At 55.6% G+C, this 22,875-nt stretch carries 24 protein-coding genes; 9 read left to right on the top strand and 15 right to left on the bottom strand.

The genetic code is table 11. The annotated features are described in order from the left end of the window. Positions 1–67: 67 nt before the first annotated feature. The 3 genes from cspE (at position 68) to uxuR (ending at position 2,573) form a co-directional block, all read left to right on the top strand. The gene (gene cspE / locus ACE38U_RS06340; RefSeq protein WP_038475948.1) at positions 68–280 is read left to right on the top strand and encodes a transcription antiterminator/RNA stability regulator CspE; all 213 of its coding nucleotides are present in this window, start codon (positions 68–70) and stop codon (positions 278–280) included. A 257-nt stretch (positions 281–537) separates the two neighbouring features. Further along, positions 538–1,722: a mannonate dehydratase gene (gene uxuA, locus ACE38U_RS06335; RefSeq protein ID WP_375529359.1), complete on the top strand. Its 1,185-nt coding sequence runs from the start codon at positions 538–540 to the stop codon at positions 1,720–1,722. 74 nt (positions 1,723–1,796) lie between these two features. Then, positions 1,797–2,573 (top strand): Uxu operon transcriptional regulator, encoded by a 777-nt coding sequence (gene uxuR / locus ACE38U_RS06330; protein ID WP_038475942.1) that lies wholly within the window; start codon positions 1,797–1,799, stop codon positions 2,571–2,573. 11 nt (positions 2,574–2,584) lie between these two features. Here uxuR and ACE38U_RS06325 read toward each other — a convergent pair whose 3' ends face one another. From ACE38U_RS06325 to ACE38U_RS06305, 5 genes are all read right to left on the bottom strand, one after another. Further along, positions 2,585–3,382 carry an anti-sigma factor family protein gene (locus ACE38U_RS06325; protein WP_038475940.1) on the bottom strand — a complete coding sequence of 266 codons (798 nt, stop codon included), beginning with the start codon at positions 3,380–3,382 and terminating at the stop codon, positions 2,585–2,587. Next, positions 3,379–3,927, bottom strand: coding sequence for an RNA polymerase sigma factor (locus ACE38U_RS06320; RefSeq protein WP_176982337.1), 549 nt, complete (start codon positions 3,925–3,927; stop codon positions 3,379–3,381). Before ACE38U_RS06320 ends, ACE38U_RS06325 begins: the two co-directional genes overlap by 4 nt. After that, positions 3,905–4,357 (bottom strand): tetratricopeptide repeat protein, encoded by a 453-nt coding sequence (locus ACE38U_RS06315; RefSeq protein WP_375529441.1) that lies wholly within the window; start codon positions 4,355–4,357, stop codon positions 3,905–3,907. Before ACE38U_RS06315 ends, ACE38U_RS06320 begins: the two co-directional genes overlap by 23 nt. 100 nt (positions 4,358–4,457) lie before the next feature. Next, entirely contained in the window at positions 4,458–5,048 is a 591-nt protein-coding gene (locus tag ACE38U_RS06310) for a cytochrome b (protein ID WP_375529358.1), read from the bottom strand. Between the two features lie 123 nt (positions 5,049–5,171). Further along, on the bottom strand, positions 5,172–6,266 hold the full coding sequence (locus ACE38U_RS06305; RefSeq protein ID WP_038475934.1) for an adenosylhomocysteinase: 1,095 nt from the start codon (positions 6,264–6,266) through the stop codon (positions 5,172–5,174). A 221-nt stretch (positions 6,267–6,487) separates the two neighbouring features. Between ACE38U_RS06305 and ACE38U_RS06300 the strand changes: the two genes are divergently transcribed. After that, positions 6,488–7,072, top strand: a complete 585-nt coding sequence (locus ACE38U_RS06300; RefSeq protein WP_375529357.1) for a histidine phosphatase family protein — start codon at positions 6,488–6,490, stop codon at positions 7,070–7,072. A 57-nt stretch (positions 7,073–7,129) separates the two neighbouring features. Here the strand turns inward: ACE38U_RS06300 and ACE38U_RS06295 are convergent, their stop codons facing one another. From ACE38U_RS06295 to ACE38U_RS06285, 3 genes are all read right to left on the bottom strand, one after another. Further along, entirely contained in the window at positions 7,130–8,803 is a 1,674-nt protein-coding gene (locus tag ACE38U_RS06295; RefSeq protein ID WP_038475932.1) for a carbohydrate porin, read from the bottom strand. Between the two features lie 89 nt (positions 8,804–8,892). After that, positions 8,893–10,215, bottom strand: a complete 1,323-nt coding sequence (locus ACE38U_RS06290; RefSeq protein WP_038475930.1) for a PTS sugar transporter subunit IIC — start codon at positions 10,213–10,215, stop codon at positions 8,893–8,895. A gap of 133 nt (positions 10,216–10,348) precedes the next feature. Beyond that, complete coding sequence (locus ACE38U_RS06285) at positions 10,349–10,663, bottom strand: PTS sugar transporter subunit IIB (protein WP_038475928.1); 315 nt, start codon at positions 10,661–10,663, stop codon at positions 10,349–10,351. A 196-nt stretch (positions 10,664–10,859) separates the two neighbouring features. On the opposite strand from ACE38U_RS06285, the gene ACE38U_RS06280 reads away from it, so the two are divergent. The 3 genes from ACE38U_RS06280 to ACE38U_RS06270 all read left to right on the top strand — a co-directional run bounded on the left by ACE38U_RS06280 (position 10,860) and on the right by ACE38U_RS06270 (position 14,130). Continuing rightward, positions 10,860–11,603, top strand: coding sequence for a GntR family transcriptional regulator (locus tag ACE38U_RS06280; protein ID WP_052048991.1), 744 nt, complete (start codon positions 10,860–10,862; stop codon positions 11,601–11,603). A gap of 192 nt (positions 11,604–11,795) precedes the next feature. After that, positions 11,796–12,689 carry a beta-glucoside kinase BglK gene (bglK, locus tag ACE38U_RS06275; protein ID WP_375529356.1) on the top strand — a complete coding sequence of 298 codons (894 nt, stop codon included), beginning with the start codon at positions 11,796–11,798 and terminating at the stop codon, positions 12,687–12,689. 10 nt (positions 12,690–12,699) lie between these two features. Next, entirely contained in the window at positions 12,700–14,130 is a 1,431-nt protein-coding gene (locus ACE38U_RS06270; protein ID WP_038475924.1) for a 6-phospho-beta-glucosidase, read from the top strand. Positions 14,131–14,180: 50 nt separating this feature from the next. Here the strand turns inward: ACE38U_RS06270 and ACE38U_RS06265 are convergent, their stop codons facing one another. The 6 genes from ACE38U_RS06265 to ACE38U_RS06240 are packed head-to-tail and all read right to left on the bottom strand — an operon-like array spanning position 14,181 to position 19,995. After that, positions 14,181–14,945 carry a cysteine hydrolase family protein gene (locus ACE38U_RS06265; RefSeq protein WP_375529355.1) on the bottom strand — a complete coding sequence of 255 codons (765 nt, stop codon included), beginning with the start codon at positions 14,943–14,945 and terminating at the stop codon, positions 14,181–14,183. Then, a complete protein-coding gene (locus ACE38U_RS06260; RefSeq protein WP_038475918.1) occupies positions 14,945–15,373 on the bottom strand; it encodes a cupin domain-containing protein in 429 nt (142 codons plus the stop codon). The genes ACE38U_RS06265 and ACE38U_RS06260 overlap by 1 nt, the downstream gene beginning before the upstream one ends. A 3-nt stretch (positions 15,374–15,376) precedes the next feature. Next, a complete protein-coding gene (locus tag ACE38U_RS06255) occupies positions 15,377–16,321 on the bottom strand; it encodes an ABC transporter permease (protein ID WP_375529354.1) in 945 nt (314 codons plus the stop codon). Then, a complete protein-coding gene (locus ACE38U_RS06250) occupies positions 16,318–17,433 on the bottom strand; it encodes an ABC transporter permease (RefSeq protein ID WP_038475915.1) in 1,116 nt (371 codons plus the stop codon). Before ACE38U_RS06250 ends, ACE38U_RS06255 begins: the two co-directional genes overlap by 4 nt. Then, entirely contained in the window at positions 17,417–18,973 is a 1,557-nt protein-coding gene (locus ACE38U_RS06245) for an ABC transporter ATP-binding protein (RefSeq protein WP_375529353.1), read from the bottom strand. Before ACE38U_RS06245 ends, ACE38U_RS06250 begins: the two co-directional genes overlap by 17 nt. Positions 18,974–18,987: 14 nt before the next feature. Continuing rightward, complete coding sequence (locus tag ACE38U_RS06240; RefSeq protein ID WP_375529352.1) at positions 18,988–19,995, bottom strand: BMP family protein; 1,008 nt, start codon at positions 19,993–19,995, stop codon at positions 18,988–18,990. Positions 19,996–20,119: 124 nt separating this feature from the next. Between ACE38U_RS06240 and ACE38U_RS06235 the strand changes: the two genes are divergently transcribed. Then, the gene (locus ACE38U_RS06235) at positions 20,120–21,019 is read left to right on the top strand and encodes a LysR family transcriptional regulator (RefSeq protein ID WP_154187050.1); all 900 of its coding nucleotides are present in this window, start codon (positions 20,120–20,122) and stop codon (positions 21,017–21,019) included. Positions 21,020–21,046: 27 nt separating this feature from the next. Here ACE38U_RS06235 and ACE38U_RS06230 read toward each other — a convergent pair whose 3' ends face one another. After that, a complete protein-coding gene (locus tag ACE38U_RS06230; protein ID WP_375529351.1) occupies positions 21,047–21,865 on the bottom strand; it encodes a creatininase family protein in 819 nt (272 codons plus the stop codon). Positions 21,866–22,295: 430 nt separating this feature from the next. Between ACE38U_RS06230 and ACE38U_RS06225 the strand changes: the two genes are divergently transcribed. After that, positions 22,296–22,745 carry a cupin domain-containing protein gene (locus ACE38U_RS06225; RefSeq protein WP_038475901.1) on the top strand — a complete coding sequence of 150 codons (450 nt, stop codon included), beginning with the start codon at positions 22,296–22,298 and terminating at the stop codon, positions 22,743–22,745. Positions 22,746–22,875 lie beyond the last annotated feature (130 nt).

The raw sequence follows: 22,875 nt of genomic DNA, 5'->3' as shown, positions 1-22,875 counted from the left end.
TCCAACTCTGCTGAACAGACCATGTTCGCCGCGTTTAGTGGCTCAAGAAAACGAAAAGGTAATATCTATGTCTAACAAAATGACTGGTTTGGTAAAATGGTTCAACGCTGAGAAAGGTTTCGGCTTCATCTCTCCTACCGATGGCAGCAAAGATGTATTCGTACACTTCTCTGCAATCCAGAGCGATAACTTCAAAACCCTCGACGAAGGTCAGAAAGTTGAGTTCTCTATCGAGAACGGCGCTAAAGGCCCAGCTGCTGCTAACGTTGTTGCGCTGTAATTCAGCCTGACGTTTCAGAAGTGAAAAAAACCCGCTACGGCGGGTTTTTTTGTGCCTGCAGTTTAGAGATGTCCTATAGCTTTTGCCCATACCCTCGCAATGCTGTGTGTTAAATTGTGATTTTGGTTAACCAATTGTCGCGTGTAGATTGACACACCACTCAAATTGGCTGAACTTAGATGCCATCTGGCGCATAAATAACGGCGCTTAATCAAAAATATTTATTGGTCAACCAATTTGAGCTGTAAGGGGATATCATGAAGCAAACCTGGCGCTGGTATGGTCCAAACGATCCGGTCACTCTGGCCGATGCCCGGCAGGCGGGGGCGACGGGCATCGTCACCGCGCTGCACCACATTCCCAACGGTGAAGTCTGGCCGGTCGAAGAGATACAGAAACGTAAAGCCGTGGTGGAGGCTGCCGGGCTGGTCTGGTCGGTGGTGGAAAGCGTACCTATCCATGAAGAGATCAAAACCCACCGTGGGCAATATGATTTATGGATAGAGAATTACCGCCAAAGCCTGCGCAATCTGGCTGAATGCGGCATCTACACCGTGTGTTACAACTTTATGCCGGTGCTGGACTGGACGCGAACCGACCTTGAATACCCGCTACCGGATGGTTCTAAAGCGCTGCGCTTTGACCAAATCGAGTTCGCCGCTTTTGAGCTGCATATTCTGAAGCGCAAAGGGGCAGAGGCCGATTACAGCGCGGAAGAAATCGAGCAGGCAAACCGTCGCTTCGCGGAAATGCGTGATGACGAGAAGGCGCGGCTGACCCGCAACATCATCGCTGGCCTGCCCGGGGCGGAAGAAGGCTACACGCTCGACCAGTTCCGCGCCCAGTTGGACACCTACAAACACATCGACAAAGCGAAGCTGCGCGAAAACTTTGCGTACTTCCTTGAGGCCATCATCCCTGTCGCCGAGCAGATGGGAATTAAAATGGCGGTGCACCCGGACGATCCTCCGCGCCCAATCCTTGGCCTGCCGCGCATTGTTTCTACCGTGGAGGATATGCAGTGGATGGTGGATGCGGTCAACAGCCCGGCAAACGGCTTTACGATGTGCACCGGCTCCTACGGCGTGCGGGAAGATAACGATCTGGTCGGGATGATTAAACGCTTTGGGCCTCGAATCTACTTCACGCACCTGCGCTCGACGCTGCGGGAAGATAATCCGAAGACGTTCCATGAAGCCGCGCACCTCTATGGCGATGTGGATATGTATGAAGTGGTGAAAGCGATCGTCGAGGAAGAGCAGCGTCGCGAGGCGAACGGGCAGCGCGAGCTGATTCCTATGCGCCCGGATCACGGCCATCAAATGCTGGATGACCTGAATAAAAAGGTGAATCCAGGCTATTCCGCGATTGGTCGCCTGAAAGGGCTGGCGGAAGTGCGCGGCGTTGAGATGGCGATTCAGCGCGCGTTCTTTGGTAAATAGCACTCGCCGGGCCAGGGAATGGGTCAACCAGTTATGCTATAGTCCGGCTCATTCCCTACCTGCCGTGAGTAAAGATGAAACAGCAAATCCAGGACAAACCTTCCGCGCAGCCGCAGCGGCCTTATCAGGAAGTTGGCGTGATGCTGCGAGACATGATTGCGCGGCAGCAGTATGCCCTGGGGGACCGTCTTCCGCCGGAGCGTGAAATCGCGGCGTTGCTGGCGGTTAGCCGCACCGTAGTGCGCGAAGCGCTGATCATGCTGGAGATTGAAGGGTTGGTGGAAGTGCGTCGCGGCGCTGGCATATTTGTCGTTGCTATGCCCCATCAGACGGTTAACGCGCCGGTGAGCCAGTGCAACGATGCCGGGCCGTTCGAGCTACTGCAGGCGCGCCAGCTGCTGGAAAGCAATATCGCCGAGTTCGCCGCTCAGCAGGCGACCCGGGAAGATATCCTGAAAATGCGCCAGGCATTGCAGATACAAGAGCAGGAGCTGGTTTCCGGCGGGAACGAAAGCGGCGACAGGCAGTTCCACCTTGCCGTGGCCGAGGCCACCCACAACAGCATGCTGGTGGAATTGTTCAAACAATCCTGGCAGTGGCGTGAAAATAACCCGATGTGGATCCAGCTGCACAGCCATCTGGAGAACAACCACTATCGGCAGGAGTGGCTTGCCGACCATAAACAAATCCTTGCGGCGCTGATCAAGAAAGACGCCAAAGCCGCGAAACATGCGATGTGGCAGCATCTGGAAAACGTCAAAAATCGGCTGCTGGAGCTGTCCGATATCGACGATATTAATTTTGACGGCTACCTTTTTGAATCCTGGCCGCTGAACGAGCCTGGGCGTTAACCCCGCCAGCTTCACACGAGCCGCTGTTGCAGCAGCTTCCCGCTTTGCTGTAAATCCTGCTGCGGATTACGGCCTGTCAGCACATATTCATACCCCTTGCTGCGCCACCAGACCAGGTTTAGCCCGCGGCGGACTTCATGCTTCAGCGCTGTACTGTCGCTCGTTTTGCTGCGGGAAATGCACAGCGCCATCGGCCCAAAGCTGGCGTGCAGATAAGCCATCTGCGCGATGGAGGTGCTGTCGTAACGCAGCATTCTCACGCTTTTTAGCTCTGCTTCAGGGATCTCAACGGCCGCCTGAGTGAGCGTCAGGCCGATATCCTGCTGCATACGGTTCAGGCCGCTTTGCAGACCTTGGGGCGTGACGTTGATGTCGGCCAGCGTTTCGGCGCTGTAGAGCGACATGTACTGCGCAATGAGGTCGCGAATTTCCGGCTCGCCGCTGAGCTTTTGTTCACCAGGGCGAATAAAGCGCCCGGCCAGCACTCCGACGGCGAGAAAACTCAGCGAAGCGGCTATCAGGCTGCGGCGGCTGACGCCTTTCGCCTGCGGCTTCACGTTCACCGGCTGATGAAGCAGGACATTCAACTTTTGCTCCATGCGGCTGACCGGCGCTTCCTCCAGCAGAGGCGCAAAAGCCTGTTCCCAGGGCTGGTTACTTTGCATTAATCGTTCAACACGAGCGGCCAGATCGGCATCGTCATTAAGCTGTTGGTCAAAGGCGCGGCGTTCGTCATCGCGCATCTCACCGTCCAGCCAGGCCACGATAGCCTCATCGCTCCACGGAGCGGAGAAGGATTGACGCGTCATTTGAGCTCCTTCTTCATCGTCGGCATCAGGTGTTTGGCGAGCGTCAGGCGTGCGGCGGCCAGGCGGCTCATCACGGTGCCAATGGGAATGGCCAGCGTGTCGGCCGCTTCCTGATAGGTGAAACCTTCGACATAAACCAAAAACACGGTGTTGCGCTGCGCTTCGGGAAGCTCGCTGACCTGCAGCAGCAGCGCGTGGTACTGATGTTTGTCTTCGGTGCTTTCGCTGTCCGCAAGCTGACTCAGTTCGTCGCTGTCGACAAAGCCCTGGCCCTGGCGAACACGCAGGGCGCGAATTTCATTGATCCAGATAGAGTACAAAATCGCAAACAGCCAGCGGTCGATGCGGGTGCCGGACTGAAATTGACTGCAGCGCTCCAGAGCGCGCACGCAGGTGGACTGAACCAAATCTTCAGCCACATCGCGATTGCGGGACAGCACCATGCCGTAGCGCCAGAGGCGGGCAAGGTGCTGTCCCAGCTGTAAACGAACTTCGTTGACGGTGATTTTTACGTCCTCAAACTTAGGACTCCGGGTGCCCGTCAATGGCGGCTTTCAAATCGCGATACTCCTCGCAGCCGGTTCCGCAGAGCGTTTTAATGGTGGCCAGTTGGGCCTTCGCCAGGTCCGGGCGCCCTTTAATCATCCAGGCTTCGCCGAGGTACTCACGCACTTTGGCGTAGTGCGGATCCAGGGCGATAGAACGCTGATAATAGCCGATCCCTTCGTCGGTGCGCCCCAGTTTTCTTGTGGCGTAGCCGCGGTAGTTCCAGGCTTCACGCGTGTTGGGCTGCTGCAGGGTATCCAGCAGGTTTAACGCATCCTGATAACGGCCAGATTTTGCCAGATGATAAGCGTACTGCGTCTTATCGCCGTCGCTTAACATACTGCTCTTTTCCACGGTACAAGTTTTGTTTTTGCTGTCATACACCTGGCCTTTCGGGCAGTCCGGCGTTTTGGAATCATCGTCGCCCATGGCGCTGGCGGCGGCGGAGTAGAAAAGCCCGCTGGCAACCAGGCACAGCAAAGGCAGCAGTTTACGGCTTGAAGGCATGTTCATGGTGTCGTCCTGTAGGTTAACGAGAGTTGCCTTTGCAGGCGGGAAGCATGCGGCGCAGCGTGCCGTCACGCAAAACATAGTGGTGGAGCAGGGCGGCGGCGGCGTGCGCACCCGCCAGCAGGATCAGCGCCCAGGCCACGTTGTTGTGCAGCATTGCCAGGGTATGGCGCAGCGTCGGATCGACGTTAAACACGTCCGGGACTTCAAAGAGGTTGAAGAACCAGAAAGGCTCGCCCTGCGCCCAGCGGAACAGGAAGCCAAGCGTGGCCTGTGTCAGCAGCAGGATGTAGAGCACGCCGTGCGTGGCGTGGGCGGCGATGCGAAACGCACCCGGCATCGGTACTTTTTCCAGCTTTCTGGAGGGGGAGAAAGCGGCGCTGATGCGCCAGACCAGCCGGACTAAAATCACCGCACCCAGCAGGATGCCAAATGAAATGTGTAGCGATTGCAGACCTTTGCGCAGCGGCGTGCCTCGCTCAAGGACTTCCCATATGTGAGCGCTGGCGAACAGGAATATCACGCAGAAAGCGGTGACCCAGTGCAGGGACATGCTAAAGGCGTCGTAGCGCTTGCGGGGCAGCCGGGTTTCGGTGGGCAGGTAGCTCATGATTGTCTCTTCTTCAGGGTCTGGTAAGGAGTAAACAATCGGGGCGGAGATTTTATTCGGCGAGGATGAAAAAAAAGTCAGGCCCCCGAAAGAGGCCTGACTTGATAAGGGTTGGAGGGCAGCTTACAGCGCTTTTTCCCACACGGACTGAGGCAGCAGATACACCGCTTTTTCAGCGTGCTGGCCGTCGGTCACAATATGTTTGATGCCGCTCGCCATCACGGCCAGCGTCACGTCGAAGGCGTTCAGGCTGTCACCGAAGCCGGCGGTCAGGTTGAGCATTGAACCGTTCGCCATCAGGTAAAGCGTCTTGCCGTTCAGCTGGTAGGCGTTGATAAACGGCATCACTTCTTCGGTCGGGTATTGCTGCAGGTAGCCGCAGTCGATCTCTTCCGCAACATGGCCGACGTTTAGCACGAACACGCCGTCTTTGGCGTTATCCAGTACCGCTGCGCTGACGACTTTTTTCGCGCCGGTTGCGGTGGCGACCACGTCGGTGGTGGCAATCACGTCATGAATATCAACCACGTGCCAGCCGTCGTAGGCGGCCTGCAGGCGGCGAGCCGGGTCTAATTCGGCAACCATTACCTGGCCTCCGTAGGCTTTGGCGGCGGCGGCAACGCCCTGGCCCACCAGGCCATAGCCAATCACCAGCACTTTCTTTTCGTGCAGGGTAAGGTGAGTGGTCTGGAAGAAGGTCTGCCACGCGGTGAGGCCGACCATATGGCGGTTGTGAAGCCCTTCTTTTACCGGCAGATCGTCCCAGTTAAAAATCGGGTAGCCGGGGCGAAGATCGGCGAGGCGGTTGACGCCGGAGCCGGTGGCTTCCAGGCAGGCGACCACGTCGCCAAACTCGCCGCGTTGATGCAGCAGCGTGGTGATGTCCGCGCCCATTTCGCACAGGTGGGTTGGGCGCCAGGCTATCGCTTTTTCCCACGAGTTGCGCCAGTCGGCGTCGCTCATATTGCGCCATGCGCAGGCTTCCGCTCCGGCGGCGACCAGGTAAGCGACAACGTCATCCTGCACGGTGGTTGGGTTGCAGGTGGTGAGGAAGACCTGGGCATTTTTCTTCAGCAGGCCTTCAACCAGCGGGATCATTTTCAGGTCGAGATGCATGTTGCAGGCGATACGGACGTGGCTTAAGTCTGGCAGCGACTGAACCTGCTTAAGGGTACGAACCATGTGACGGGTAGACCACGCAATCTCTTTGTTAAACATCTCGCTCTGGGTACTCACGGCTTTTCCTTATTAATTGTTTTTACTGATTTTTATAGAATATATCATCGTGTTAAGGGGCATCAGAATAGCAAAATGGCGGGCGGTTGTTAACCGATGAAGCTGGCGGGGCAAGTGTGATTTCTGCTTACCAATGTTTTGTTTTTTCCCTCGATTTCTTCTCTATAGTAGAAGCTTCATCCCCTGATAAAAACGAGAAAAACATGATCAAAAAAGCGCTTGTTGTGTTGCTGAGCAGTGCCTTGTTGACCCCGATGATAGCGAAGGCCGACAGCACCATAGTGTTCCTGCGCCACGGCGAGAAACCGGCTAACAATAGCGGACAGCTGACCTGCAAAGGGTTGAACCGCGCATTACAGCTGCCTTCGGTTCTGTTAAGCCAGTACGGCAAGCCGGATGCTATTTACGCCTCCGCGCCGAAAGAGAACAAAACCGGCAGCTCGCTGCGCCCGTTAACGACCATCACGCCGACCGCCATCCGAGTTTCTCAGGCTATCGACCTGCGCTACCACGCCGGGCAGACGGACGAACTGGCGGATGATTTATTGAAAACCCAAAGCAGCGGTCGCCTGACTTTTGTCTCCTGGGAGCACAAAAACCTGGTGGTGGCGGCGCAGAAGCTGGTGAAGGAAACCGGCGGCGATCCTGCCGTGGTGCCGAAGTGGCCGGGCAGCGATTTTGATTCGCTGTACATCATCAAACTGGACGATCAAAAGCGATTTAAATCTTTCACCCACGGCGCGGAAGGGCTGAACAACGTGCCGGATAGCTGCGCGGGCGCAAGCTGAATAAAAAAGAAAACCCGTCTTCGCAGACGGGTTTTTTATGCGTTTAGCGCAAGTGGATTACCACCACACTTCGGCCTGAACGCCTGCCATAAACTCGTTTTTGCTGTTCTCGTTAAAGCGGAAGTCAGACAGCTCGTTATCCAGGATATTCAGGTATGTGCCGTAGAAACGAATCTCAGGACGCGAGCCGAGCAGGCTTGGGCCAACCTTCAGAGCGTGATAGAGCGTGGTTTTGTAGCCAGACTCTTTCAGGTTCACGCCCTGCTCGGTTTTGTTTTTCTGGGTAAACCAGCTCAGCTCCAGGCCGGTCTGGTTCCAGGTATCCCAAATCCACGCCGGGCGAATAACGGCCCGAATGCTGCTGAAGTCGCTGTGGGCGCCGCTCTCATAGCTGTAGACATCGCTACCCTGGGAGTAAACCAGCGCGTTCGCCATGATGATTCTGTCCGCGAGGTACATTTCGCCCTGCGAAATCAAACGCCACGCTACGCCGTCAGTCTGGTCGCCATAGTAATAACGGCCCGGTGCCATTGAGTTGCTGGCCCCCGAGAAGTTCGCGAAGCTGCTGGCATAAGAGTTATTGGCCACCTGCAGGGTGAACTCGTTGAAGGTGTCACGCGGCAGATCCTGACGCACAATGGCCGTCGCCATCCAGGTATCCTTCAGCTTAAAGAAGGAGCCGTTATTTTCGTTGTCTTTCTGGTCGTCGGTTTTATTGGCAAAGGCGTATTTGCCCATCAGAGACAGCGAGCCTTTTTCCCACAGCGGAATGTTGCGGTAGCGCAGGTCAACCGAGTTGGTGTTCATCTGCGTGGTGTGGCTGAAGTCGCGGGAATAAACGTCGACGTCATTACGGCTGAGAGAGGCGTCAAGCTGGCCCACGCCAAGGTTCCAGTTCTGGATCCCCACGGCGGCGGCCACCTGGGTCGTTAATGACTTCCAGTCGAGCATCTGGATTTCGTATTCTGGCAGCTTGTGTTTACCCACCCAGAAGTCAGCTTCCGGCGCAAACGGCAGGAAACCTCTGGTGGTCAGGAAAATATCGCTGAACTGCATGATATTTTCGTTGCCGTTGTTATCGCCAAACCAGGCGTCGTTATACTGCTCGCCGACGTTACCATCGTAGGTCACGATGGCGTTGGCAGTTTTGCCGTCCTGGTTGTAGACGCGTTGGTTCAGCGTTAAGTCGAACCAGCCGCTCATCTCGTTCCCGAAACGCCCGAGTGACCCGGCGGCGTAGGTTTGCGCTGACCCGTGGTTTGCCGCCGCCCAGCCGGAGCGGAAGTAGCCTTCGTAGCTAAAGCCAATATCGTCCTTAATGTATTTGCTGATGTCTTTCAGGGTGACGTTTTGTACGCTGGTTTTGCCACCTTCATTATTTACAACGGCCACTTTCTGAGTGCCTTTAACCGGCGTTGGCGGCGATTTGGTGTCGAGATGATTATTTTCATTCTCGATGTTGTCGGCTACCGGAGAATAGACCGTCGGGTTAACCTGCGCCGTCGTGGACTGAACGTTGTTGCCGGTTGGCTGCAGTTGAGCGACCTTATCTTTATATACGGCTAACTCTTTCTGCGTTTTATTTAATTCTGATTTGTTTTCTGATAATTGTCTTTCAAGCAATTCCAGACGCTGCTCAACCGTTAATTTTGCCGCCATTACGCTGGTTGAGGATAACGCCAGAAGGATGGATGAAGACAATAAGCTAACCTTCAATAAACTTGAATTCATAGAATGTCCCAGAAGTATAATTATTATTTGCCTCCGGCTTGAATAGCCGGAGGCGGGTGAAAATTAAATTGCTATCATCGGTTTATTTATTACTGCGCCGCCTGCGCTGCATTTACCTTATTGGCGGCAATGACGAACGGTAAATAAATTAGCGTGGAGATGGCCAGGCATAGCAGCCCGACAATCAGCGCCATCCAGTTCCCCCCGGTGCCGAAGAAGGCAATGAGCGGCCCCGGCGTCGTCCACGGTACGGCGTAGGCAATCGGCGGAATAATCTCCAGCGTGACAAAGGTGTAGCCCACCAGAGAGTTCACGAAAGGCACCATAATGAATGGAATGATCAGAATCGGGTTCAGGACGATCGGCAGGCCAAAAATCACCGGTTCGTTGATGTTAAACAGGCCGGGCACGAAGGCCATTTTTGCCAGGTCGCGGTAGTCGGCGCGGCGGGAGGCGATAAAAATAGCCAGCAGCAGGCCAAGCGTCATCCCCGAGCCGCCGTAGTTGGCGAAGGCGTCGTTGATGCTCCCCCAGGTGATAGGGTATGGCGCGCCCCACGTTGAACCGTTGGAAGCGGCGAACGAGAGGTTTTCGAGGTTAGCTTCGGAGAAAATAGTCTCGCGAATAGCCGCCGTGGTGTTCGGCCCGTGAATACCCAGCACCCACAGGAAGTTGGTGACCAGGCCAAGCACCAGCACCGCGACGATATTGGTGCCCATGTTTTTCAGCGGCGCCTGAATCAGGGTATAAATCAGCTCGTTCAGGCCGTTAGGGGAGATTTTCGTCAGGCAGTAGTTCAGCACCGAGAAGAAAATCATCACGAAGAAGATAGGAATCAGTACTTTAAAGGAGCGGGCTACCGCCGGCGGTACGGCGTCCGGCATGGTGATGGTAATTTTCGGGTTGCGCGCCAGGCGGCAGAAAATTTCCCCGGTAATCAGGGCCACAATCACCGCCACAAACAGTCCCTGAGGCCCCAGGTACTGGGTCGTCAGATACGACTGCCCACCCATCATTTGATACGGGGTATAGACCACAAAGAACGCGCCGATGGCGGTCAGGCCGCACAGCAGGTCATCCTGTTGATAGCTGATGGCGATATTACGGGCGACCAGGAAGGCTATCATGATCGACATAATATTCACCGACCCGTTCATCACCGGGGAGAATATATTTTGAGCTTCGGCTAAATTAGGAAACAGAGTTCCAAGATGAAGCAGTGAGGCAATAAAACCATCCGGAGAAAGAATGGCAAAGTTAATCAGCACGATCAGCGAACTGGCCATGACGATCGGGAACGACAAAATAAAAGCATCACGGATGGCCGAGACGTGTATCTGAGAGTTTAATTTAATCGCAATAGGAACAAGAAGTTTTTCCATACCGCGTTCAAAGGCATTCATTATACTCATGATGCGCCCTTTATAATTAGAGAGATATTGACTGGTGATTTAAATTTATCGATAAAAAACCTTCCTCTAACCAGGAGGCGTGACGATAAACCTAATCAATTAATCAGCGAGTTATTATTTCGACCAGAAAGAATTAATGGCCGCCAAGCAGAGTTAACGCAGTATCCAGAACGGACTTTCCGTCCATTTGCCCATAATGCTTCATATCAATTACCGACACAGGAATTTTTCCCTGAGCAATTTCCTCGATTTCGCTTTTTTGGAAACGAACCTGAGGGCCCAGCAGGACCACATCCGCTTCATTTTTCTTTATTCTTTCTTTCGCTTCAGCAATCGCCAGTGCGTTAATATTGACCGAAATATTTCCCGCTGCAGCGTGATCCTGCATTCTTTTAACCAGCATGCTGGTGGACATCCCTGCCGCGCAAACCAATAATATGTTCTTCATTTTTACCCTTAACTATTTTGTCGATAATCAGTCAGCGGCTAACTTAATGAATATCAATTTATTCATCTGCCATTTCGATCACAGTTAGTGACCACCGAGTGGTGCAAAAAACAGAATGAAAATGAACCTGTGTTGAACTTTCGGCATTAATGAGATAGTAATTGATTGTTTTTAAATGAATTAAGGAGGTTCAAAAGTGGTTTATAAAGATGTTGTTAACTTACTAAAAAGCCGAATCAGTAGCCCAACCTGCAATATCGGCGACAGCCTCCCGTCCGAAAAAGAGCTGGCTGAATTCTACAACGTGTCGCGCAATACGCTGCGCAAAGCTCTGAGGGTGCTGGAAGATGAATCTCTGATCGAGCGCAGGCACGGCTCCGGTACCTACGTGAGAAACAAGCACTTTCAGGCCTCGGTTACTCACCTGGATAGCTTTACGGAAATTGCTAAAAGTGAAGGTAAAAAACCCTCCAGCCAGGTGCTGAGATTTGAGCTACAGCAAGCCTCCGAGGAGATAGCCAGCCGCCTGCAGCTGGCCATCGGCGAGCCGGTGTATTACGCCAAAAGGCTGCGCCATATCGACAATGTCCCGATGCAGGTGGAGGAAACCTGGCTGTCGGTGAACCGTTTTCCAGATCTGACGGTTAATCACATGAAACGATCGAAATTTTCCTACATCGAGGATGAGTGTGGCGTAGAAATTCATGGCTGCTATGAGTCATTCCAGCCGCTGCTGCCGCCGGCCGACATTGCTAAATTACTGCATATCAGCGTGCGCGATCCGATTATTCGTATGGAAACTCAGTCGGTTGACGAGACTCACAGTCCTATTGATTACTCTATCCTCTACACCAACGTGTTTGAATTTCAGGTGAAGTATTATCTACCGCGTAAGGCGGGTCACAGTTCTGCGCAAAAAAGAGGTTCATTAATCATCTGATAAATAAACCTGTTCCCCGAGTACTGTTAAAAATGCGGTTAACTCTATGTAAATAATGCATTTAAACAGGTCCAAAAGTTGTTCAATTCGTGTTTTCTCCCTGCTTGCCTGACAGGCTTTCGATTGATTAAGCTTTGAATCATTGTCGGCAAGAAATACGCCATCGCGAGAATAGCTGGGAGAAAGTAACGTATGAATATCGCCGCATTTGATATCGGTGGTACCGCCTTAAAAATGGGGATCGTCAGCTCACAGGGCGAGATCCTGGCCAAGGGCAAAGAGACGATTAACGACAGCGACGGCGAGCAAATCTTACAGGTTATTCTGGCGTGGATTACCGCTCACCCCGGCTGCGAAGGCGTGGCGATCAGCGCGCCTGGCTATGTGAACCCGCATACCGGATTTATCGAAATGGGCGGCGCTATCCGCCGGTTTGACAATTTCGCCATCAAAGCGTGGCTGGAAGAACGTACGCAGCTGCCCGTCGCCATCGAAAACGACGCCAACTGCGTACTGCTGGCCGAACGCTGGCAGGGCAAAGCGGCAGAGATGAGCAATTTTCTTGTGCTCACCATTGGCACCGGCATCGGCGGCGCAATTTTCTGTAATAACCAGCTGGTACACGGCGCACGCTTCCGGGCGGGAGAGTTTGGCTACATGCTGACCGAGCGCCCAGGCCCGCGCGATGTTCGCCGCTACACCATGAACGATACCTGCACGCTGAGAACCTTACGCAAAGACTACGCTGAGTACGTCGGCAAGCCGCTTGAAGAAGTCAGTGGAGAAGAGATTTTCGACCGCTTTGATGCGGGCGACGTGGCCTGCCAGCGCATGGTGACCGCGTTCTTCAACGATCTCGGCACCGGCCTGTATAACCTCGTCAATCTGTTCGACCCGGAAAAAATTCTGCTCGGCGGAGGCATTGTGGAACGCCCTGGCTTCCTCGAACTACTGCGCGAACACCTGGCCTGGTTCACCATCGACGACTTTATCGACACCGTCAGCCACGGCAACGATGCCGGGCTCATTGGCGCGGTCTACCATTTTAATCAGCACTATCGGTCGCAGCATGCGATCTCTAATTAAGGGAGAGAATATGTCTGGATTTAAAGAAGGTTTTCTGTGGGGCGGCGCGGTTGCGGCGCATCAATTGGAAGGCGGCTGGAAGGAAGGCGGCAAAGGCATTAGCGTTGCCGATGTGATGACGGCCGGCGCCCACGGCGTCCCGCGTGAAATTACCGACGGCGTGCTGCAGGGTAAAAATTACCCCAACCATGAAGCGATCGATTTCTACCACCGCTATAAAGAAGACATCCAGCTGTTTGCCGAGATGGGCTTCAAATGCTTCCGCACCTCCATCGCCTGGACGCGTATTTTCCCGCTGGGTGACGAGCTGGAGCCGAACGAAGCTGGCCTGCAGTTCTACGACGACCTGTTCGACGAGTGCCTGAAGCACGGCATCGAGCCGGTGATTACGCTGTCGCACTTCGAAATGCCTTATCACCTGGTGACCGAGTACGGCGGCTGGCGCAACCGTAAGCTGATTGATTTCTTCCTGCGCTTCTCAAAAGTGGTCTTCACCCGCTACCAGCATAAAGTGAAGTACTGGATGACCTTTAACGAGATCAATAACCAGGCCAACTACCACGAAGATTTCGCGCCGTTCACCAACTCGGGCCTCAAGTATCAGCCGGGCGAAGACCGTGAGCCGGTGATGTACCAGGCCTCTCACTATGAGCTGGTTGCCAGCGCCCTGGCGGTTCGCGCCGCTCGTGAAATCAACCCAGCGCTGCAGGTAGGCTGCATGATTGCCATGTGCCCAATCTACCCGCTGACCTGTGCGCCGGGCGACATGATGATGGCGATGAACGCGATGCACCGCCGCTACTGGTTCACCGACGTGCACGTGCGCGGCAAGTATCCGCAGCACCTGCTGAACTACTTCGAGCGCCGTGGTTTTGAGCTGGATATCACCGACGAAGATCTGGCTGCGCTTGCCGAAGGCTGCGTCGATTACATCGGCTTCAGCTACTACATGTCGTTTGCCACCAAAGCCAGCGCCGATAACCCGCAGTTTGACTACGACGAGTCGAAGAGCCTGGTCTCTAACCCGTACGTGCAGAAGTCCGACTGGGGCTGGCAGATTGATCCGGTGGGCCTGCGTTACTCCCTGAACTGGTTCTGGGACCACTATCAGCTGCCGCTGTTCATCGTGGAAAACGGCTTCGGCGCGATTGACGTTGCGCAGGATGACGGATTTGTTGATGACCAGTACCGCATCGACTATTTGTCTGCTCACGTCGCGGAAATGAAAAAAGCGGTGGTTGAAGACGGCGTTGACCTGATGGGCTACACCCCGTGGGGCTGTATCGACCTGGTGTCCGCCGGAACGGGCGAGATGAAAAAACGCTACGGCTTTATCTATGTTGATAAAGACAACGAAGGCCGCGGTAGCCTGAGCCGCAGCCGCAAGAAGTCCTTCAAATGGTATAAGGACGTGATTGAGAGCAACGGCGAAAAGCTCTGATAATACTCGTGGTTAACTGAATGAACGCTGGCTTAAAAACCAGCGTTTTTTTATTTCAGCTTCGCCAGCAATTCGCCGGAGTTGACCACAAAACCGAAGCACTGCTGTACGTTATATAAGGTGGCATCCACGCAATATTCCGGCGACGTGGTGGCACTGCAATCCTCCAGCAGCAGGCAGTCATAGCCGTGGAAGTTGGCGTCCTGCAGCGTGCACAGCACGCACTGATCAACGTTCACGCCCGCAAACAGCAGCGTGGTTACGCCCAGGTTTCTCAGCACGCTGTCCAGCACGGTGTCCTGAAAGCCGGACATTCGGTATTTATCGATGCGAATATCGCTTGGGACGGGAGCAAGTTCTTCCACGATATCTGCCGCCCAGCTTCCCGCCTGAAGTACAGGCGCGCCGGACTCCGGCAGCGGGTCGCCCAGGCCCGTTTGGGTGCCGTCCGGGTTATAAACATGCAGCAGCGCGGGGCTAAGGTTGAGCCTGTCCGGGCGGTTGCCCCAGTTAAGCCAAATCACCGGCACATCGGCCGCACGTGCCGACGGCAGCAGCCTACGCAGCGGATCAATTGGTGCGCGGGCGGGCGTGACGTCCACCCCAATATGCGCCAGCCAGCCTCCCGGATGGCAAAAGTCATTTTGCATATCAATGACGATCAGTGCGCTATGTTCCAGATCGAGCGTGATCTCGCGCCCACGGCTTTCCAGAGATACCGGCCGTGAAGGGCGGCCCGCACGAACCATGTTCACGCTTTGCGGTGTCACCAGCCACTGATTGCGCGGGGCGCTGCCGAGGGGATAACCAGCCATTACTCTGCTTCTCCTTGCAGCACCAGGAGATCTTCTTCGTCCAGCGAGACCGGGCTTCCGCGGCGGATCAATTCGGCGAAGCCTTCGTTTGGCGTCATTACCGTTAACGTATACAGCTTGCCCTTGCCGGTATTGCGGATGGCGTGTTCATTGCCCGGATGCAGCAGCAGGGCATCGCCTTTGCGAATTGCCGTCTCCTCATCGTTACAGCGCGCGATACCTTCCCCCGCGAGGACATAGAAAAATTCATGCGCTTCGGCATGCACATTAGGAGGTGTGGCGCCGCCGGGGGTAAATATTTCAACCACGAACACGTTTTCGATGTCGTCCTGCTGCTTGTCGAACAGCACGGCAAAGTAGTTGCTGTCCGTTGGGCTGATGCGAAAAGCCTGGGCGCTGGACACGTCGGTAAGGCGGAAATGTTTCATCGATTATGACTCCTTGCGATAAGGCTGCGTCAGGGCGCGGGGCTGGAGGGTTCGCCCCACCACGCCGGACATCGCCAGAATAGTTAACAGGTACGGCAGCGCCAGCAGAACCTGCGGCGGCAGCGAGCTTTCGAAGACTTGTAAAGAGAGCTGCAGCGCGTCGGCGGCGCCGAAAATAAAGGCGGCCAGCAGGGCTTTTAGCGGGCTCCAGCGGCCAAAAATCACGATAGCTAAAGCAATAAACCCCTGGCCGCTGACGACGTTATCGCGGAACAGGCCGATTTGCGCGGTGACCAGATAGCCGCCGGCAAGGCCAGCCCCGAGGCAGGAAAACAGCACGCCCCAGGTGCGAAGTTTCAGCACGTTAAGCCCGGCGGCATGGGCGGCTTTAGGATTTTCCCCCACGGCACGCAGCGCCAGGCCAAAGCGGGTATGGAACAGGCCAAAGTGAGCGATAAACACCAGAGCCAGGGTGAGATAGAGTGGCCAGGGCTGGGTAAAAAGCACCGGGCCGATGAAGGGCAAGGATGACAGCAGCGGTACGGGCCAGGCGGCAAACATAGGAATTGTTGCCGCCGTCCCGGTACTGCCTATTGCCAGGGAATAAATCCATGAGGCCAGCCCCGCCGCAAGAATGTTAAAGACAATGCCGATCACAATCTGGCTGGCGTGGGCGCGTAAATAAAGCGCGGCCAGCAACACGCCAACGAGCAGCCCGCCTGCGCCGCCGGCAAAAAAGCCGAGCAGCGTCGAGCCGGTATACGCGGCCGCAAGATAGCTGCTGAGCGCGCCCAGCAAAATGGTGCCTTCCAGGCCAATATTCAGCACGCCCGCGCGTTCGGCGTAGATCTCACCGAGCGCAGCCAGCAATACCGGGCCTGCAAGACGGATGGCCGCAGCCAGCCAGCCAATGAAAAAGGCGGCATCCAGATGGGTCATTGCGCTCATGATTTTTTCTCCACTAAAGCATCCTGCACGACTGTCCGGGCTGGCAGGCGCAGGCGGTAATAACGCAGCACGTCTCCTGCCAGAATCATCATGACCACCAGGCTTTGTAATATCAGCACCACCGAAGTTGGCAGGCCGGTTTCACGCTGCATGGCACCGCCGCCAACCTGCAGCCCGCCGTACATAATCGCGGTAGGGATCACCAGCAGCGGGTTCAGCCGCGCCAGCAGCGCCACGACCACGCCGATAAAGCCGACGCCGCCGGAAAGTCCGTCCATCAGGCGGTGCTGAACGCCGAGCACGGCACACAGCCCGGCGAGAGCCGCAAAGCCGCCGCCCAGGTAAACCGCGCTCATTTGGCGGCGGGCAACATCGACTCCGCCATAGCGTGCTGCTTTCGGATTCAGCCCCGCCAGGTTGATTTCGTAGCCTGCAGGCGTGCTGCGTATCAGCCAGCAGGTGAACAGCGTGGCGATGAGCGCGAGAGCGATACCCCAGTGCGTTTTTATGCCGCTGAGAACTATCGGCAGCCAGGTTTCCTGCGGCAGGCGGGGCGTTTGCGGCAGATCTCCCGGCGCACGCATCGGCCCAGAAACCAGGTACTGAACTAAAAAGATGGCGACATAATTCGCCATCAGAGAAATCAGGACGTCGTTGCCGCCAAAGCGCACGCGCAGGGCACCCACCCAGCCAGCCCAGAGCGCGCCGGCGATAAACGTCACTAGCAGCACTATCGGCCAGTAAAGCTCGGCCGGCAGCTTCCACGGCAGGCCCTGCGGCGTGCCGGAAAGTGCTATCCAGCTTGCCGCCGTCGCGCCAACCAGGAAGCAGCCTTCAAAGCCGATGTAGCCCAGTCCCGCGCGCCAGATGACCAGCGTTGCCAGCGCGATAAGCATCAGCGGCGTGGCCTGCACCAGGCTAAGGCCAAACCCGCGAGCGGAGCCAAAAGCCTCGCTGAACAGGAAGCCATAAGCGGTTAAAGGGTTCGCGCCGAAGGGTAAAAACAGCAGCCCGCCGACGATAAATGCGGCGAGAATGCCGCCGAAGCTGGTCAGCGCCAGCGCCGAGGGCGACTGTGCCGGGGAAAGGCGTCGTTCAAGCCACTTTGTCATGCTGCTGTTCCGCGTGAGTCGGGCTGCCACCGGCCATCAGTTCAGAAAGGAGGGTCGGCGTGGCGTGTGCCGTCTCCAGCTCGCCCGCGATCTGGCCGTTGTACATCACGGCAATGCGGTCCGAGAGGTTGATAATTTCTTCGAGTTCGGCGGAGATAAGCACGATGGCGCAGCCGCTGTCTCGTGCCGCCAGCAGGCCCGCCCAAACGGCCTCAACCGCGCCCACGTCCAGCCCGCGAGTGGGTTGCTCAACGATCAGTAATTTCGGGTTCTGCGCGACTTCGCGCCCGAGGATCAGTTTTTGCAGATTGCCGCCTGAAAGCTTGCCGGCTTCGAACTGAGCGTCCGGGGCACGAACGTCAAAACGCGCCATGATTTCTTTGGCATGGCGGGCTATTTTCAGGCGATCCAGCAGCCAGCCTTTGGCTTTGGTGAAGCTGCGCTGGGAGCCGAGCATGGCGTTTTCTTCCAGCGAAAGGGTGACGAATGAGCCGACTTCCCGGCGGTCTGCGGGAATAAAACCGATGCCTTTCTGGCGACGCTGAGCGGGCGTAGCATCCGAAATATCTTCCCCTTCCAGCAGAATACGGCCGGCTTCTATCGGCATCAGGTTGAGCAGGGCGCTTGCCAGCTCCGACTGGCCGTTACCTTCCACGCCGGCGATGCCAAGGATCTCGCCCGCTGCGACCTTAAGCGAAGCACGCCAAATTTTTTGCTGGCCGGTTTCGTCGCGCAGGGCAATGCTGTCCACGTGCAGCACGTTGCGGCCAGGCCTGCACGGCGTTTTCTCGACCCGCAGCACAACATCACGGCCAACCATGCGGCGAGCCAGATCGGTTTCGGAGGTGTCAGACACCGCCACGGTTTCCACCATTTTTCCGGCCCGCATGACGGACACCCGGCGAGCAATCGCCATGATTTCATAAAGCTTATGGGTGACGATCACCACGGATCGTCCTTCGGCGCAGAGCGACTTCAGCGTGGCAAACAGGCCTTCTTTCTCTTTCGGCGTGAGCACCGCCGTGGGCTCATCCAGGATCAGAACCTGCGCGTCACGGTAGAGCAGCTTGAGGATCTCAACCCGCTGTTGAACGCCAACGGAAAGGTGCTGTACTCGCGCCCAGGGATCGATGGCCAGGCCATGTTTGTCCGACAGCGTCTGCAGCCGTGCGGCCGCGGCCTTCAGGTTGAGCGCGCCGCTGGCATTCTCTTTCAGGCCGAGCACCACGTTTTCGACGACCGTCATCGGCTGCACCAGCATAAATTCCTGATGAACCATGCCGATTCCGCAGGCGATGGCGTCGCTCGGGTCGCGAAACTTCACGCTTTTACCCGCTACCACAATATCGCCTTCATCGGCCTGATAAAGGCCGTAGAGAATTTGCATCAGGGTACTTTTTCCTGCGCCGTTTTCACCCAACAGAGCATGGATCTCACCGGCTTCAATGGTCATCGAGACGTTGTCGTTGGCGGTGACGCGGGCAAATCTTTTGGTGATGCGATTCAACGCTACACGCGGCAAAGGCGCAGCTATGCTCATCTGTTAACTCCCGGTCAGGCGGTGGCGGATAATGCGCCGGTATCAAGCTGCTGCCAGATTTTCTGGAAGGCTTGCCAGGCGCTGTCGCTCACTAAGCTGGCGTTGTGGGATGTGCTACCGTAGATAACCGACCAGGCTTTGGCGACGCTCGGCGACCACTCTTCGCCGCCCTTAAAGGCGTGACCTGCCGCCGCGCTGCCCACCTGCTCCACAACCCAGTCCAGGTTTTGCTTAAAGCTGCAGGCGATGTGGCTGGGGGAGACATCTTTCTGATCGGTGTAGCAGCCAATGGCTTTGACGTTCGCGGCAATCGCACCCTGAAGCGCCCCGAGGCCGGTGACGTCGGCGGCATGCCAGATAACGTCGGCGCCATTGGTTATCATGGCCGTGGCGGCCTCACGCCCCTTCGTCGCGTTGCCGTAGTCGCCGGTGACGACGCCAAGGCCCTTAATGCCCGAGCGCGTTTTTTCCGCCCCGAGGATAAAGGCGCGCATCATGCCCTGCTGGGTCGGGTTATCGCCGCCGCCCACAAAGCCCACGGCTTTGCCTTTGTCGGAAATCAGTGCGGCCAGCGCGCCTGCGGCATACGCGGCCTGAATGTAGGCCAGATTGATGTATTCCACGTTTTTCGGTGCCGCTTCCGCAGGCTTAAACGTGGAGGCGAAAAAGTCGGTATCCGGGTAGTCCGGCGCGATTTCGGTGAACGCCGCGCCGTACTCAAAGCTGTGGCCGATAATCAGGTTGTAGCCATCGTCCGCGTAGCCGCGAATCGACTGTTCCATCTGTGCCTGCGGCACGCTTTCGCTCCAGGCCACCTTAATGCCGGATTTTTTCAGGCTTTGCAGGCCCTGATACGCCAGCGTATTCCAGCCGCCGTCGGAAATGGTCCCCGGCAGCAGCAGCGCCACCTTGAACTCTTTCGTTGCCGCCAGAGCAGAGCGTGACATTACGGGGGCAAGCGCGGGGAGTACCACGGCGCCTGCCAGCATTTTTGCGAAGTTTCTGCGGGTGATGCCTGCCATCTTTTCTCTCCCAGGATTGTGGATGGAGGATAATTGATGACTTCAGTTATGCCGCGCTTAGCGATATCTTAAAAGCACGTATTTTCGTACTGACTGATGCCTTTTAGGCAACGCAGGAGCCCCGATGCTGAAATATCGTTTACTGGTTTATCTTGATGAGGTGGCGCGCAGCGGTTCGATTCGTAAGGCTGCGGAACGCCTGCACATTTCCGCTTCGGCTATCAACCGCCAGCTGCTGGCGCTGGAGGAAGAGCTGGGCACGCCGCTGTTCCAGCGCCTGCCGCGTAAAATGATCCTTACCGCAGCCGGTGAAACGCTGATTCACCACGTGCGCCAGAGCTTTAAAGAGCTGGAATGGGCGCAGATTAAAATTGAGGAGCTAAAAGGACTGCGGCGTGGTGAAGTGACGGTGGCAATGATGAGCGGGCTGGCGGCTAACCTGATCCCGCGTGCGGCAGCCGATTTCCGCCGTGCCAACCCACGGGTAAAGCTGCATTTGCAGCAGATGACACGCGGCGAGGATATCACCAGCGCGGTGGCTTCCGGCGATGTGGATTTGGGGATTGGTTTTGATTTTGAAATGCGCTCAGCGCTGCGCAGCATTGCCAGCGTGACGGGCAGGCTGGGCGCGGTCGTTGCGCCGGGGCATCCGCTGGCAGATAAAAGCAGCCTGCGCCTGAGCGACTGTATGCCGCATCCCATGGTTATCGCCGATGATTCCACGGTGATTCGCCCCTACCTGAACGACGTATTTGCCCGTGCGATGGTGGCGCTGCAGCCGGTTATCGAAACTAACTCTATCGAGGTGATGCGCCAGTCGGCGATGATGGACCAGGCGCTGACGTTCCTGACGCCGTTTGATATCGAAACCGACCTGAGGAGCGGGCGGCTGGTTTATATTCCGGTGCGGGAGCTGGGCCAGCAAACGCAAACGCTGATGCTGATAGGCCACGATCGCGGCACCAGCGCCATCGGCAGCGTGTTGGCCGAAACGCTTAAAGGCATGATGCTGCAAATGGAGTAACGCCCGACAGGAAGCCGGGCGAAACATTCAACGGCTAAAGGCAGTGTGCGGGGTAAACATGCTGAGGTCGGCTTTACTGACCTCTTCTATGAGTTGAAGCAGGGCGCGGGCGGCGCGTTCGACCTCAATTTCACCTCTTTCGGCATCGGCGGCCGCAGCATTCCCCGTTGTGCCTGAAGGATGGAGATCCTGAGCCATCCAGCCAAAGCTGACGCCGCCTTCCGGCGTGAGTATGCCCCCCTTGGCTTCTATGGCTACCGAGGCTGAGACAAAATTATCCGCATGCTGCATGTGCACTAACTCCGGGTGGAGGTGCAGCATCACGCTGGTTTCTGATTCGCCGCCGTGAATGCCGTGCTGACGTTCCGCTTCGCTATAAAGATCGGAAGTATCAATGGTGCGGAACCAGCTGGCGCCAACGGCCAGCATATCCAGCTCCACGCGCAGCTTGCGACACACCATTTCCATCAGCTGCGGCTGCCCGCCGTGCGAGTTCCAGAACACTATCTTGCGGATACCTGCCCGCCAGGCGCTTTTGGCCACTTCAAACCACACCTGACCGAGCACTTCGTAAGGCAGCGTGAGCGTACCCGGATAGGCGAGATGTTCGTCAGACTTACCGATAAGCAAAGCGGGCATAAACAGCACGGGTAGATTACCGGGGCGGAGCTGTACCGCGCGCTGTATAATACCGGCGTTGATGGCGGCATCGACCCGCACCGGCAGATGGGGGCCATGCTGTTCCACGGCGCCAACGGGCAGCACCGCAACAATATTGTGCATCTCCAGCTCGCTGAATTCACGAGTGGAAAGATCCCACCACCAGGGGGAAGAGGGCTGTTTCATAGGGCGTCTCCTTTTCCCTCAACCTGGCATACCTGACGGCATCGTTAAAGCAGCAAAAATGGCGCATTGCGTTGCCTTTTTGAGAACGGACTCGTTGCTGAACGAATCAGGCGAATAACGTTTATCCCTGGCCATAAGCCAAATTCTGGTTATCACTGCCTGTATTTAGTTTATTTGGTTCTCAGTCATTCTTTTTTAGCTTAACGATAAGTGAGTTTATGCTCGAATTAAATTAATTGTGACGAAGAGAATCCCTTTTTAGGGCTGAATTATTTTCTTTATTTATATTTAATTTATTAACTAAATAAACTTGTGTTGTAAGCTGTTGACGAAATTCATCGCCTCTGATGTACTAATCCGACATTTATTTCTTAACCTCGCGATCTGTTACTCAGAGTATCTCTGGGTGAAATTAACTCTGGACATTATCATGAAAAAAATAACACGACTTCTGCTGGCGACCGCAGGTTTGTTGATGGCAATGGTTGGGCATGCAGAAGAGCCTAAAAAAGGCATTAGCGAGCACCGTATTCCAGCCGTGAAACTGATTAACACCGCGAATAATCACTCTGCATTTGTAAAAGGCTCAATTCCTTCCCTGGCAAAACTTTCTTCCGAGAATCTCTACTTCAGTAATACTTTTGAAGAGTGGCAGAAAGGCGTGCATCCGGCGCCGAAAAAACAGTACGTGGTGACCCTTAAAGGCAGGCTGAAGTTTAAGGTCAGCGACGGCTCAACTTTCATCATCGAGCCAGGTACGGTGCTGCTTGCGGCCGATACGGCGGGTGAAGGGCATAGCTGGGATATCATCGACGGGAAGGAGTGGGTTCGCGTTTATATCCCGGTAGGCGATGACGACCACTTTATTGCGGATAAATAATTATTCTGCCAGGGACTCATCAATTTCAGCTCCGTTAACCATAAAGTGGGGAGGGGCTGCCACTCCTAAATATAGTAGTTTTAATTTTATCAAAAATATAAGTAGTGACCATTTATTGTCATCTTTCTGT

This window comes from Cedecea selenatireducens (assembly GCF_042138895.1).
In the GTDB taxonomy this organism is placed as follows: domain Bacteria; phylum Pseudomonadota; class Gammaproteobacteria; order Enterobacterales; family Enterobacteriaceae; genus Cedecea; species Cedecea selenatireducens.
This window is presented reverse-complemented; position numbering and strand designations above follow the sequence as displayed.

What these genes read in the sequence shown, in the direction of transcription:
- cspE (WP_038475948.1), top strand. Translation starts at nt 68, where the DNA reads ATGTCTAACAAAATGACTGGTTTGGTAAAATGGTTCAACGCTGAGAAA.
- uxuA (WP_375529359.1), top strand. Translation starts at nt 538, where the DNA reads ATGAAGCAAACCTGGCGCTGGTATGGTCCAAACGATCCGGTCACTCTG.
- uxuR (WP_038475942.1), top strand. Translation starts at nt 1,797, where the DNA reads ATGAAACAGCAAATCCAGGACAAACCTTCCGCGCAGCCGCAGCGGCCT.
- ACE38U_RS06325 (WP_038475940.1), bottom strand. Translation starts at nt 3,382, where the DNA reads ATGACGCGTCAATCCTTCTCCGCTCCGTGGAGCGATGAGGCTATCGTG.
- ACE38U_RS06315 (WP_375529441.1), bottom strand. Translation starts at nt 4,357, where the DNA reads ATGGGCGACGATGATTCCAAAACGCCGGACTGCCCGAAAGGCCAGGTG.
- ACE38U_RS06310 (WP_375529358.1), bottom strand. Translation starts at nt 5,048, where the DNA reads ATGAGCTACCTGCCCACCGAAACCCGGCTGCCCCGCAAGCGCTACGAC.
- ACE38U_RS06305 (WP_038475934.1), bottom strand. Translation starts at nt 6,266, where the DNA reads ATGTTTAACAAAGAGATTGCGTGGTCTACCCGTCACATGGTTCGTACC.
- ACE38U_RS06300 (WP_375529357.1), top strand. Translation starts at nt 6,488, where the DNA reads ATGATCAAAAAAGCGCTTGTTGTGTTGCTGAGCAGTGCCTTGTTGACC.
- ACE38U_RS06295 (WP_038475932.1), bottom strand. Translation starts at nt 8,803, where the DNA reads ATGAATTCAAGTTTATTGAAGGTTAGCTTATTGTCTTCATCCATCCTT.
- ACE38U_RS06290 (WP_038475930.1), bottom strand. Translation starts at nt 10,215, where the DNA reads ATGAGTATAATGAATGCCTTTGAACGCGGTATGGAAAAACTTCTTGTT.
- ACE38U_RS06285 (WP_038475928.1), bottom strand. Translation starts at nt 10,663, where the DNA reads ATGAAGAACATATTATTGGTTTGCGCGGCAGGGATGTCCACCAGCATG.
- bglK (WP_375529356.1), top strand. Translation starts at nt 11,796, where the DNA reads ATGAATATCGCCGCATTTGATATCGGTGGTACCGCCTTAAAAATGGGG.
- ACE38U_RS06270 (WP_038475924.1), top strand. Translation starts at nt 12,700, where the DNA reads ATGTCTGGATTTAAAGAAGGTTTTCTGTGGGGCGGCGCGGTTGCGGCG.
- ACE38U_RS06265 (WP_375529355.1), bottom strand. Translation starts at nt 14,945, where the DNA reads ATGGCTGGTTATCCCCTCGGCAGCGCCCCGCGCAATCAGTGGCTGGTG.
- ACE38U_RS06260 (WP_038475918.1), bottom strand. Translation starts at nt 15,373, where the DNA reads ATGAAACATTTCCGCCTTACCGACGTGTCCAGCGCCCAGGCTTTTCGC.
- ACE38U_RS06255 (WP_375529354.1), bottom strand. Translation starts at nt 16,321, where the DNA reads ATGAGCGCAATGACCCATCTGGATGCCGCCTTTTTCATTGGCTGGCTG.
- ACE38U_RS06250 (WP_038475915.1), bottom strand. Translation starts at nt 17,433, where the DNA reads ATGACAAAGTGGCTTGAACGACGCCTTTCCCCGGCACAGTCGCCCTCG.
- ACE38U_RS06245 (WP_375529353.1), bottom strand. Translation starts at nt 18,973, where the DNA reads ATGAGCATAGCTGCGCCTTTGCCGCGTGTAGCGTTGAATCGCATCACC.
- ACE38U_RS06240 (WP_375529352.1), bottom strand. Translation starts at nt 19,995, where the DNA reads ATGGCAGGCATCACCCGCAGAAACTTCGCAAAAATGCTGGCAGGCGCC.
- ACE38U_RS06235 (WP_154187050.1), top strand. Translation starts at nt 20,120, where the DNA reads ATGCTGAAATATCGTTTACTGGTTTATCTTGATGAGGTGGCGCGCAGC.
- ACE38U_RS06230 (WP_375529351.1), bottom strand. Translation starts at nt 21,865, where the DNA reads ATGAAACAGCCCTCTTCCCCCTGGTGGTGGGATCTTTCCACTCGTGAA.
- ACE38U_RS06225 (WP_038475901.1), top strand. Translation starts at nt 22,296, where the DNA reads ATGAAAAAAATAACACGACTTCTGCTGGCGACCGCAGGTTTGTTGATG.